The organism is Micromonospora thermarum (genome assembly GCF_012034245.1).
Classification (GTDB): Bacteria; Actinomycetota; Actinomycetes; order Mycobacteriales; family Micromonosporaceae; genus Micromonospora; species Micromonospora thermarum.
In genome coordinates this window covers 1-11,767 of record NZ_JAATEO010000037.1, presented here as the reverse complement: position 1 = coordinate 11,767, position 11,767 = coordinate 1, and the positions used below count along the sequence as shown (strand labels likewise).

At 74.2% G+C, this 11,767-nt stretch carries 8 protein-coding genes; 4 read left to right on the top strand and 4 right to left on the bottom strand.

The features are described from left to right. The first annotated feature begins 4 nt into the window (after positions 1 to 4). Positions 5 to 178, top strand: a complete 174-nt coding sequence (locus HCJ94_RS25415) for a hypothetical protein (RefSeq protein WP_168003569.1) — start codon at positions 5 to 7, stop codon at positions 176 to 178. Positions 179 to 195: 17 nt separating this feature from the next. Here HCJ94_RS25415 and leuS read toward each other — a convergent pair whose 3' ends face one another. After that, positions 196 to 3,036: a leucine--tRNA ligase gene (gene leuS / locus HCJ94_RS25410; RefSeq protein ID WP_168003568.1), complete on the bottom strand. Its 2,841-nt coding sequence runs from the start codon at positions 3,034 to 3,036 to the stop codon at positions 196 to 198. A 468-nt stretch (positions 3,037 to 3,504) separates the two neighbouring features. Here leuS and HCJ94_RS25405 point away from each other — a divergent pair, with 468 nt between their 5' ends. Genes HCJ94_RS25405 through HCJ94_RS25395 form a run of 3 tightly spaced genes read left to right on the top strand, consistent with a single transcriptional unit; the run spans position 3,505 to position 8,345 of the window. Beyond that, positions 3,505 to 4,557, top strand: coding sequence for an AAA family ATPase (locus HCJ94_RS25405; protein ID WP_168003567.1), 1,053 nt, complete (start codon positions 3,505 to 3,507; stop codon positions 4,555 to 4,557). Position 4,558: 1 nt separating this feature from the next. Further along, the gene (locus tag HCJ94_RS25400) at positions 4,559 to 5,857 is read left to right on the top strand and encodes a DUF58 domain-containing protein (protein ID WP_168003566.1); all 1,299 of its coding nucleotides are present in this window, start codon (positions 4,559 to 4,561) and stop codon (positions 5,855 to 5,857) included. Between the two features lie 16 nt (positions 5,858 to 5,873). After that, positions 5,874 to 8,345, top strand: a complete 2,472-nt coding sequence (locus HCJ94_RS25395; protein ID WP_168003565.1) for a transglutaminase TgpA family protein — start codon at positions 5,874 to 5,876, stop codon at positions 8,343 to 8,345. 311 nt (positions 8,346 to 8,656) lie between these two features. Here the strand turns inward: HCJ94_RS25395 and HCJ94_RS25390 are convergent, their stop codons facing one another. From HCJ94_RS25390 to HCJ94_RS25380, 3 genes are all read right to left on the bottom strand, one after another. Further along, positions 8,657 to 9,052: an SCO2097 family morphological protein gene (locus HCJ94_RS25390; RefSeq protein WP_168003564.1), complete on the bottom strand. Its 396-nt coding sequence runs from the start codon at positions 9,050 to 9,052 to the stop codon at positions 8,657 to 8,659. A 115-nt stretch (positions 9,053 to 9,167) separates the two neighbouring features. Next, positions 9,168 to 10,427: a DNA polymerase IV gene (locus HCJ94_RS25385; RefSeq protein WP_168003563.1), complete on the bottom strand. Its 1,260-nt coding sequence runs from the start codon at positions 10,425 to 10,427 to the stop codon at positions 9,168 to 9,170. 38 nt (positions 10,428 to 10,465) lie between these two features. Then, positions 10,466 to 11,605 carry an alkaline phosphatase family protein gene (locus HCJ94_RS25380; RefSeq protein WP_168003605.1) on the bottom strand — a complete coding sequence of 380 codons (1,140 nt, stop codon included), beginning with the start codon at positions 11,603 to 11,605 and terminating at the stop codon, positions 10,466 to 10,468. Between the last annotated feature and the right edge of the window lie 162 nt (positions 11,606 to 11,767).

Here is an 11,767-nt window from a genome sequence, read left to right as displayed (position 1 = left end):
CGCGATGCTGCGGCTGCGCGGGCTCGGCGTCCCACCGATGATCCGGGGCTGGCACGACTGGCTGCAGGCCCACCGCCCGACGGTGCGCGCTGTCACCACCCAGCCCCGGTCGATCATGGAGTTGTGGTGGGGACGGAACGTCCCGGACCGGCATCAGCCGGACACCACAACTCCATGATCGGCGAGCGGACCGGCTCAGGCGACGACGGAGACCATCCGGCCCTTGACGACGATGACCTTGCGGGGTTCCTTGCCGGCCAGGGAACCGGCCACCGCCTCCAGGGCCGCCGCCCGCACGTCGGCCTCGGCGGCGTCGGCGGGAACCTCGACCCGGCCGCGTACCTTGCCGTTGACCTGCACCGGGTACGTCACCGTCTCGGCCACCAGCAGGGCCGGGTCGGCGACCGGGAAGTCCGCGTACGTCAGCGAGGTCTCGTGGCCCAGCCGGCGCCACAGCTCCTCGGCGACGTGCGGGGCGAACGGCGCCAGCATCAGCACCAGCGGCTCGGCCACCTCGCGCGGGGTCTCCGACAGCCGGGTCAGCCCGTTGGTCAGCTCGATCAGCTTGGCGATCGCGGTGTTGAACCGGATCCCCTCCATGTCACCCCGAACCCCGTCGACCACCTTGTGCAGCAGCCGGCGGGTGGCCTCGTCGGCCGGGGCGTCGGTGACCCGCAGGGCGCCGGTCTGCTCGTCGACGACCGCCCGCCAGACCCGCTGCAGGAACCGGAACGAGCCGACCACGGCCCGGGTCTCCCACGGGCGCGAGACCTCCAGCGGGCCCATCGACATCTCGTACACCCGGAAGGTGTCCGCACCGTACGCGGCGCACATCTCGTCCGGCGTCACCACGTTCTTCAGGGACTTGCCCATCTTGCCGTACTCGCGGTTGACCTGGACGTCGCCCAGGTAGAAGCCGCCCTCCCGCTCGACGACCTCCTCCGCCGGCACGTACGCGCCCCGCGCGTCGGTGTACGCGTACGCCTGGATGTAGCCCTGGTTGAACAGCTTGCGGAACGGCTCGAACGACGAGACGTGACCCAGGTCGTACAGCACCTTGTGCCAGAAGCGGGCGTACAGCAGGTGCAGCACGGCGTGCTCGGCGCCGCCGACGTACAGGTCGGTGCCGCCGCAGTCGCCCTCGCCGCGCGGGCCCATCCAGTAGCGCTCGTTGTCCGGGTCGACGAACCGGTCCGCGTTGGTCGGGTCCAGGTAGCGCAGCTCGTACCAGCAGGAGCCGGCCCACTGCGGCATCACGTTGGTCTCGCGGGTGTAGCGCTTCGGCCCGTCACCCAGGTCCAGCTCGACCTCGACCCAGTCGCGCCGCCGCGACAGCGGCGTCTCCGGGTTCGACTGCGCGTCCTCGGGGTCGAAGGTGCGCGGCGAGAAGTCGTCCACCTCGGGCAGCTCGACCGGCAGCATCTCCTCCGGCAGCGCGATGGCGGCGCCGGTCTCGTCGTACACGATCGGGAACGGCTCACCCCAGTAGCGCTGGCGGCTGAACAGCCAGTCCCGCAGCCGGTAGGTCACCGCGCCCTGGCCGTGGCCGTTCGCCTCCAGCCACGCGGTGATGCGCGCCTTGGCGTCGGCGACCCCCAGGCCGTTCAGGTCCAGGCCGCGGTCGGGCGCGGCGCTGTTGATCGCCGGCCCGTCCCCGGTGTACGCCTTGCCGTCGAAGCCCTCCGCGGGCTGCACGGTGCGGACGATCGGCAGGTCGAAGACCTCGGCGAACGCCCAGTCCCGCTCGTCCTGCGCGGGCACCGCCATGATCGCGCCGGTGCCGTAGCCGGCCAGCACGTAGTCGGCGATGAAGATCGGGATCCGCGCGTCGTTGACCGGGTTGGTGGCGTACGCGCCGATGAAGACGCCGGTCTTCTCCTTCGTCTCGGCCTGTCGCTCGACGTCGGTCTTCGCGGCGGCCGCCTTGCGGTAGGCCTCCACCGCCGCGCGGGGGCTGGCGTGCCCGCCGGTCCAGGCGTCCTTCGTCCCGTCCGGCCAGGCGGCCGGGACCAGCGCGTCGACCAGGTCGTGCTCGGGGGCCAGCACCATGTACGTCGCGCCGAAGACGGTGTCCGGCCGGGTGGTGAAGACCCGGATCGGCTCGACGGCGGTCGGGAAGTCGATGTGCGCGCCGGTGGAGCGGCCGATCCAGTTGCGCTGCATCATCTTGATCGGCTCGGGCCAGTCCAGCGTGTCCAGGTCGTCCAGCAGCCGGTCGCCGTACGCGGTGATCCGCATCATCCACTGCTTCAGGTTCCGCTTGAAGACCGGGAAGTTCCCCCGCTCGGACCGGCCGTCGGCGGTGACCTCCTCGTTGGCCAGCACGGTGCCCAGCCCCGGGCACCAGTTCACCGGGGCCTCCGAGACGTACGCCAGCCGGTGGTCGTCGACGATCCCGCGACGCTCGGCCTCGGTCAGCTCGGCCCAGGGGCGGCCGTCCGGTGTGCGCCGGGTGCCGCCGGAGAACTCCGCGATCAGCTCGGCGATCGGGCGGGCACGCTTCGCCTCGGCGTCGTACCAGGAGTTGTAGATCTGCAGGAAGATCCACTGCGTCCAGCGGTAGAAGTCGGTGTCGATGGTGGCCACCGAGCGGCGCTCGTCGTGGGCCAGGCCCAGCCGGCGCAGCTGGGCCTTGTACCGGGCGATGTTCGCCTCGGTGGTGGTGCGCGGGTGGGTGCCGGTCTGCACGGCGTACTGCTCGGCGGGCAGCCCGAACGCGTCGAAGCCCATCGCGTGCAGCACGTTGCGGCCGGCCATCCGCTGGTAGCGCGCGAAGCAGTCGGTGCCGATGTAGCCCAGCGGGTGGCCGACGTGCAGGCCGGCGCCCGACGGGTACGGGAACATGTCCAGGACGTACAGCTTCTCCGCCCCCGCCCGCGGGTGGCCGGGATCGGCCAGCGGGCCGGACGGGTTGGGGGCGTGGAAGGTGCCCTCCCGCTCCCAGATGTCCTGCCAGCGGTGCTCGATCTCGTCGGCCAGGGCCGCGGTGTACCGGAACGGGGGAATGTCGCTGGCCGGTGCGGCTGCCTCACTCATGGCTCTCCTCGCTTCGCTCGGCGCGGGTCGTCTCGTGCGGTCTCGGTCGGTGCTCGCCGCCCGCCTGACGGAACCGGGCCGACGACGGGCACAAAAAAGCCCCTCGCGCAGGAGGGGCCGCCGTGCTGTCGCGCGTTCAGCGCATCAGCACGGCCCGGTAAGAAGCAGGAAGACTCCGGCCATGTCACGGAGTGTACCGTGCCGCCGGTCCGGCGGGCGTCCCGCCACCGGGCGGCAGCGTTCGGTGATCGTCTCCGGCACCTAACGCAGCCGGCCCGGTCCCCCGTCCCGGCGAATATTCGGGGTGTAACCGACCGTCTACCTGCGGGGGTCGGCGACAGCGAGAAACATGGTTAGCCTGAGAGACCAGTGAGATTTCTGCGGCAGACGAGGCTCGCTCGCGCGAACCGAACAGCGGGTCCAGGTGCTCTATACAGAGCTGCCGTCCAGGCGACGAGGAGGAGGCCCGTGACACAACAGACCTGGGACGAGGTGGGCGGTCTGCTGCCGCACGACGAGTTCCGCGCCGCCAGTGACGCCATCGTGGCGAACATCGAACAGGTCATCGAGGGCAAGACGGCCACCGTACGCCTCGCGCTCGCGGTCCTGCTCGCCGAAGGTCACCTGCTCATCGAGGACGTGCCCGGCGTCGGCAAGACCAAGCTGGCCAAGGCCCTGGCCCGGTCCATCGACTGCTCGGTCCGCCGCATCCAGTTCACCCCCGACCTGCTGCCCAGCGACGTGACCGGCGTCAGCGTCTACAACCAGGAGACGCACGACTTCGAGTTCCGTCCCGGCGCCGTCTTCGCCAACCTGGTCGTCGGCGACGAGATCAACCGGGCCTCGCCGAAGACGCAGTCCGCGCTGCTGGAGTGCATGGAGGAGCGGCAGGTCACCGTCGACGGGGTGACGTACCAGCTCCAGACGCCGTTCATGGTGATCGCCACGCAGAACCCGATCGAGATGGAGGGCACGTACCCGCTGCCCGAGGCCCAGCGCGACCGGTTCACCGCCCGCATCGCGATGGGGTACCCGGACGCCGGGGCCGAGCTGGCGATGCTCGACGGGCACGGCGCGACCGACCCGCTGCAGGAGCTGCGGCCCGTCTCCGACGCCAACACCGTGCGGCGGCTCATCGCGCACGTCCGGCAGGTGCACGTCGCCGACGCCGTGAAGCAGTACGCGGTCGACCTGGTCACCGCCTCCCGGGAGGCGCCCGACCTGCGCCTCGGCGCCTCGCCCCGGGCCACCCTCCAGCTGCTGCGCACCGCCCGCGCGGTCGCCGCGCTCGAGGGGCGCGACTACGTCCTCCCCGACGACCTGCAGGTGCTGGCCGTGCCCGTCCTGGCGCACCGGATCATCCCCACCGCCGACGCGCAGCTCGCCCGGCGTACCACCGACGCGATCGTCTCCGACCTGGTGCACCGCCTGCCGCTGCCGCACGAGCGCCGCCGCTCGCCGTACGACACCCGGCCCGCCACCGGCAACGGTCGCGCCCCGTACGAGCCGCGGAGGCCGTGACGTGCGCGACGGGCTGCGCGGGCTGACCACCCGCGGCCGTTCCTTCCTCGCCGCGGCCGTCGCCGCGGCGATCTCGGCCGCGATCCTCGGCGAGAAGGACCTGCTGCGGGTGGCCGTGCTGCTCGGTGTCCTGCCGCTGCTCGCCGCGCTCTACGTCGGCCGCAGCCGGTACAAGCTGGCCTGCCACCGGTCGCTGGACCCGCACCGGGTGCCGGTCGGGGCCAGCTCCCGGGTGGTGCTGCGCCTGCAGAACCTGTCCCGCCTGCCCACCGGCACCCTGCTCCTGGAGGACCGGCTGCCGTACGCGCTGGGCAGCCGTCCCCGGGTGGTGCTCGACCGGCTCGGCGCGCACCAGGCCAGCTCGGTGGCGTACACGGTGCGCGCCGACGTGCGCGGGCGCTACGACGTCGGCCCGCTGGTGGTCCGGATGACCGACCCGTTCGGCTTGTGCGAGCTGACCCGGGCCTTCCCCAGCACCGACCGGCTGACGGTCATCCCGCAGGTCCACCCGCTGCCGACGGTCCGGCTTCCCGGCGAGTACGCGGGCAGCGGCGACAGCCGGGCCCGGTCGGTGGCGGTGCACGGCGAGGACGACGCGGCGACCCGGGAGTACCGGGTGGGCGACGACCTGCGGCGCGTGCACTGGAAGTCGACCGCGCGCACCGGCGAGCTGATGGTGCGCCGCGAGGAGCAGCCCTGGGAGAGCCGCGCGACCGTCCTGCTCGACACGCGGGCGTACGGGCACCGCGGCGACGGGCCCACCGCCAGCTTCGAGTGGGCGGTCTCCGCCGCCGCGAGCATCGCCGTGCACCTGCGGCAGGGCGGCTACAAGCTGCGGTTGGTGACCGGCTCCGGCGCGGACGTCGACGCGACGGAGCTGGCCGGCGACGGCGTGCTCCTCGACCACCTCGCGGAGGTCCGCCTCGCCCAGCGGGTGGAGATCACCACGCTGGTGCAGCGGGTCCGGCAGCGCTCCGACGGCGGCCTGATCATCGGCCTGTTCGGGACGCTGAGCACCGCCGAGGCGGAGGTGCTGGCCGGGCTACGCGGCAACGGCGCGACCTGCGTCGCGTTCCTGCTGGACAGCTCGACCTGGCTCAACCTGCCGGCCAAGGCACGGGCCGAGGCCGACCAGGCGCACGGCACCGCCGCCCTCGCGCTGCTGCAGAGCGGGTGGCGGGTGATCGGCGTCGACCACGGCACCCGGCTGCCGGTGCTGTGGCCGCAGGCCGCGCGGGGCTCGCAGGGCTTCGCCGTGCGGGCCGCCCTGGCCGAGACGGTCGCCGGCGGCATGCGATGAACGGAAGGCTCCCCTCATGATCGCCCACCGGAACCTGGGCCTGGTCGCGGCCGCCGCGACGCTGCTCGCCGCGGCGCCGCTGTCGGCCATCTTCGACCGCTGGACGTGGCTGATCCAGGCCACCATCGCGGTCGCCGTGGTGGCCGCGGCCGCGGCGCTGACCCGGCTGGGCCGGGTGCCGCTGTGGGGCCAGGTGCTCAGCATGGCGGCGGGCCTGACGCTCGCCCTGACGTGGCTCTTCCCGTCCGGCTCCGAGCTGCTCGGCCTGGTGCCCACGCCGGCCACCTTCGAGCACTTCGGATCCCTGGCCGCGGCGTCGATGGAGGACATGCGCACGTACGGCGTCAAGGTGCCGGACACCGACCCGCTGCTGTTCATCACGGTGCTCGGCATCGGCGGGGTGGCCGTCCTGGTCGACCTGGTGGCGGTCGGGATGCGCCGGCCGGCGCTCGCCGGCCTGCCGATGCTGGCCGTCTACTCGGTGCCGGTGGCGGTCTACGTCGACAGCGTCCCCCCGGTGCCGTTCGTCATCGGCGCGGCCGGGTACCTGTGGCTGCTCGTCACCGACAACGTCGACAAGGTCCGCCGGTTCGGCCGGCGGTTCACCGGCGACGGCCGGGGCGTGGACGTGTGGGAGGCATCCCCGCTGGCGTCCGCCGGTCGCCGGCTCGCGGCGGTGGGCGTGGCGGTCGCCGTCGCCGTGCCGCTGGCCGTGCCGGGGATGACCGGCGGCCTGCTCGACACGATCGGCTCCGGCACCGGTGACGGCACCGGCCGGCCCGGCCAGGGCGGCTCGCCCGGCCGCATCGACCTCTTCGCGGCGCTGAGCGGGCAGCTCAACGAACGTGAGGTCGCCGACCTGGTGAAGGTCACCACCAACGAGCCCGCGCCCTTCTACCTGCGCTTCGGCGCCGCCGACGAGCTGCGGCCGGACGGCTTCCGGGTCCGCACCCCCACCGGCCGCCCGGTGACCCGCGAGCTGCCGGGCCCGCAGGAGCCGGACCGGGCCGGGGTCGAGCGCAACCGGTACCGGGCCACGGTGGAGGTGACGAAGAACCTCGCCATGCCGTACCTCCCGGTGTACGGCGACCCGGTGCGCACCGAGGACCTGAACGGCAACTGGTCCTACGACACGAACCTCCAGGTCGTCTTCTCCGGCCGGGAGACGTCGCGGGAGAAGCGCTACGCGTTCGAGTACGTGCGGACGACGTACAGCCCGGCGGCGCTGCGGCAGGCCCGGGCCCTCCCGGCCGACCACAGCCTGCGCCGGCAGTTGCAGCCGCCGCGGGTGGCGGAGGTGGAGACGCTGGTCGACACCCTGACCAAGGGCAAGAACACCGAGTACGACAAGGTCCGGGCGATCTACGACTACTTCTCCGCGGACAACGGGTTCAGCTACGCCCTGAGCACCGAGGGCGGCACCAGCGGCCAGGACATCGTCAACTTCCTCAACAACAAGGTCGGCTTCTGCCAGCAGTACGCGGCCGCGATGGCGTGGCTGGTCCGCGCCGTCGGCATCCCGGCGCGGGTGGCGTTCGGCTTCACCAACGGCGCCAACTCCGGCGGCGGCACGTACACCCTGACCAACCGCAACCTGCACGCGTGGACCGAGGTCTACTTCGTCGGCTTCGGCTGGGTGCCGTTCGACGCCACGCCCGCGTACGGCGTCCAGGGCGCCGCCCGGTCCGCCTGGGCACCGGACACCGACGCCCCGGAGGAGGAGAGCCCCGAGCCGGGCGCGACGGCCGGCCCGGCGGAGCCGGAGGCCACGCCCAGTGCGGAGCGCCGCAACGAGGGACAGGAGGACCCGTCCTCGGGGCTGCCCGTCGACTCCGGGACGCCGACCCAGTCGGTGCCGGTGTGGCTGTGGTGGGCGGCCGGGGTACTGGCCCTGCTCGTGCTGCTCGCCGTCCCGGCGCTGCGGCGGCTCGCCCTGCGCCGGCGGCGCAGCGGTGGGCGGGCCCCGGCACCGGTCCCCGAGGCCGCCGAGCCGGACGTCGTCGGGGCGCCGGCCGACGGGCGGCGCATGGTGGTCCTGGCCGACGCGGAGCGGGCGCGGGCCGACGCGCACGCCGCCTGGGACGAGTTGCTCGACACCCTGGTGGACTTCCGCCTCCGGGTCGACCGGACGGAGACCCCCCGCGCCACCGCCGAGCGGCTCGCCCGGGAGACGCTCACCGAGGACACCGAGGCGACGACTGCGGTCCGCCTGCTCGGCCGGGCCGAGGAGCGGGCCCGGTACGCCCGGAACCCGCTCACCGGGGAGCCGCTGCTGCCGGCGCTGCGCCGGGTCCGCGGCGCGCTCGCCGCGCGGGCCGACCGTCGCACCCGCCTGGTGGCGGCGGTCCTCCCCCCGTCGGTGCTGCTGCGCTGGCGTATCGCCACGGCGGACGGGTCGGCCCGGCTGGTGGCGTCCTACGGGCGGGTCCGGCAGGCGACGCTGCGTTGGAGCCCGCGCCGCCTGCTCGCCAGCCGCCTCGCCCGCTGACACCCTCGCGCACCGCTCCGCGTGTGAAGAAGCCGCCCCCTTGGGGGGCGGCTTCTTCGAACGCTCTCGACGGGCACCCCCTCCCGACCCAGCAAGATCGTGCTCGAACACGGAAAGTAGTGGCCTCGTTGACACCATGACACCGCGAGGCCACTACGTCCTGGTTTGAGCACGATCTTGATGCAGGAGCGGGCGGGGCGTGACGAGGCGAGGGCTCGGTGCGGTCGTCAGGGCGCACGGAAGCGCGAGGCGTCGCCGGAGCGCGGGCGACGCGACCGCCCCGGCGACGCCGGGGTGGGGTCAGGAGGGGGTCAGCGGTGCCCCTCCGGGCGCTGCCGCCACCGGTCCTCCATCCGGTCCAGGATCGACGGACGCCGACCTGTCCGCCCGCGCGGACGGCGACGTGTGGTCGTCCCGCCCACGACGTGCAGGTCGGGTGACTGCGCCCGCCGATGCGACTGCACCGCGAAGCCCAACGCGGCCAGCATGACGACGAACCCCGCCACTGCCAGCGGCGGAGTCTTGATCACCGCGCCGTAGACCAACAGGGCCAGGCCGACGACGACCACGCCGGCAGCGACGAGCAGGCGACGCCGCGCGTGGAAACGCGGGTCGCTGGCGCGCACGGCCGAGGCGAATTTGGGGTCCTCGGCAAGCGACCGCTCGATCTGCTCGAACAGCCGCTGCTCGTGCTCCGAGAGCGGCACGGCACTCCTCCCCGGTCACGTGGGTCGGCCCGGTCGGGCCGACAGACCGTGGCAGCCAACTGGCTGCTTACCCGCAAGTCTACGAGGGGCCCCGCGCGTCGGAAAGCGGGACGACCTATGGCCGGCGCGGATTTTCGTCCGGGCGCGGATCTCGGACTCGGAGCAGACTGGCCGGACCTATGACGGACCGCCCGAAACGGGCAGCGGCGGCGTCGGCGGCAGCTTCCGCCTCCCGCCAGCCGCGCTCGGGCGCGCCGAGCGCGAGCTGGCGCGGGGTTTCCCGGGCCGCCGAGAGCCCCTCGGCCCGTACGCCGACCAGGCGGATCGGCTCACCCGGGTCGAGGGCCGTGAAGAGCGCCCAGGCCGTGTCGAACATCTCCCGACCGACATCGGTCGGCACGTCGAGGGTGCGGGAGCGGCTGACGGTGCGGAAGTCGGCCAGGCGCACCTTCAGCGCGACCGTCCGCCCGACCTGGCCGGCACGGCGCAGGCGGGCACCGACCTTCTCGGCCAGCCCGAGCAGGGCGCGGCGGATCTCCTCCGGGTCGGCCACGTCGGCGTCGAACGTCACCTCCGCGCCGATCGACTTCTCCACGTGCTCGGGGGTGACCCGGCGCGGGTCGCGCCCCCACGCCAGGTCGTGCAGGTGGTGGGCGGCGGCGTCGCCGAGCGCCTGGCGCAGCATGCCGTACGGCGCCTGCGCCAGCTCGCCGACCGTGGTCAGGCCGAGCCGGCGCAGCGTCTCCGCGGAGCGTTCCCCCACGCCCCACAGCGCCGACACCGGCAGCGGGTGCAGGAAGTCGAGCACCCGGGCGGCGGGGACGACCAGCAGGCCGTCGGGCTTGGCCCGGGTCGAGCCCAGCTTCGCGACGAACTTGCTGGGCGCCACCCCCACCGAGCAGGTGAGGGCCTGCTCGCTCGCCACCCGCTCGCGGATCAGCCGGGCGATCTCGGCCGGTGGGCCGAACAGCCGCCGGGCGCCGGCCACGTCGAGGAACGCCTCGTCCAGGGAGAGCGGCTCGACCAGCGGGGTGACGTCCCGGAAGATCCGCATGACCGCTCGGGAGGCCGCCGAGTAGGCGGTGAAGTCCGGCGGCAGGAACACCGCCTGCGGGCAGAGCGCACGGGCCCGCATGGTCGGCATGGCGCTGCGGACGCCGTACCGTCGGGCCTCGTAGCTGGCGGAGCTGACCACGCCGCGGGGGCCGACGCCGCCGACCACGACGGGCCGGCCGCGCAGCTCCGGCCGGCGGCGCACCTCGACGGAGGCGAAGAACGCGTCCATGTCGACGTGCAGCACCGGGCAACCGGAGTCGTCGGCGTCCGGCCCGAAGCGCGGATCGCCGCCCCGGGGCAACGACTGGCTGCGGCCCATGCCGGAAGGCTAGCGGCGGTGCCCGACGAAACGCCGGGTCAGCCCCGCACGACCAGCAGCGGGATGGTCATCTCGGCGGCCGTGTCCGCCCCGTGGTACGCGACCAGCCGGCTCGCCATCGGCGGCTCGGAGCGGGTGGCCAGGACGGCGTACGTGCCGTTGCACACCACCACCACGTCCCCGATCCGGCTCAGGTGCTCCTCGGGCACCGGGCCGAACCAGCCGGCGGCCACCGCCTCCTCCCGGGTGCGTACCCGGGCCGCCGGACCGAGCACCGCCGACCAGGTCGCCACCACGTCGTCGCGGGCGCCGGGCCCGACGTGCAGGTAGCGGACGCGGGGCTCGCCCGCGACCACGGCCACACCGTCGCGCAGGCGCGGATCGGTGTCCAGGTCGAACCGGTGACCGGCCGGGACGTCGAGCTGCCCGTGGTCGGCGGTGACCAGCAGCGCGGCGTCCGGTGGCAGCCCGTCCACGAGGCGGGCCAGCAGCCGGTCCACGTCGGCGGCCGCGATCCGCCACGGCACCGAGTCGACCCCGCTGAGGTGGCCGTGCCGGTCCAGGTCGGGGTGGTAGCCGGAGACCAGGGTCGGCCCGGTCCCGGCGGTCAGCGCGGCGAGCATCTCCCGGCCCAGCGCGTCGACGCCGGCCGCGCCCCGGTAGTCGCCGCCGCGGTTGGCCGCCACGGTCAGCCCGCTGCCGCCGAACTCCGGCCGGCTCACCACCGTCACGTGCACACCGGCGGCCCGTGCCCGCTCCAGCTGGGTCGGGACCGGCTGCCAGCGCAGCGGCTCCGGGTCGCCGGCCCACTCGATGTGGTTGAGGACCCGGTCGGTCCCCGGGACCCGCAGGGTGAAGCCGAGCACGCCGTGCGCGCCGGGCGCGGCCCCGGTGCCCAGGGTCACCAGGCTGGTCGGGGTGGTGGACGGGAAGCCGGAGGTGAGCGGCCGGCCGACGGTGGCGGTGAGACCGGCCAGGGTCGGCGCGTACGGCGCGGCGGTCGGGATCTGGTACCACCCGAGGCCGTCGACGAGCAGCACGGCGATCCGGCGGACGCCGGCCAGCGCCGCGGTCAGGCCGAGCGCGTCGGTGACGCCGGGCACCCCGAGCACCGCGAGCGCGGCGGGGAGGACGTCGGCGAGGCTCGCCGCGCCGTACCGGGGGGCGACGGTCTCCAGCGGACCGGGCGACCGGCCCGGTCCGGGCGGTGCGGTCGAGGCGGTGCCGCCCCACCCCGCCGCACCCGACGCCGCTCCGGCACCGGGCGCCGCGCCCGCACGATCGGACACCAGTCCGGGACCACCGGACGCGCCCGCACCACCCGGCGCCGCGCCCGCACC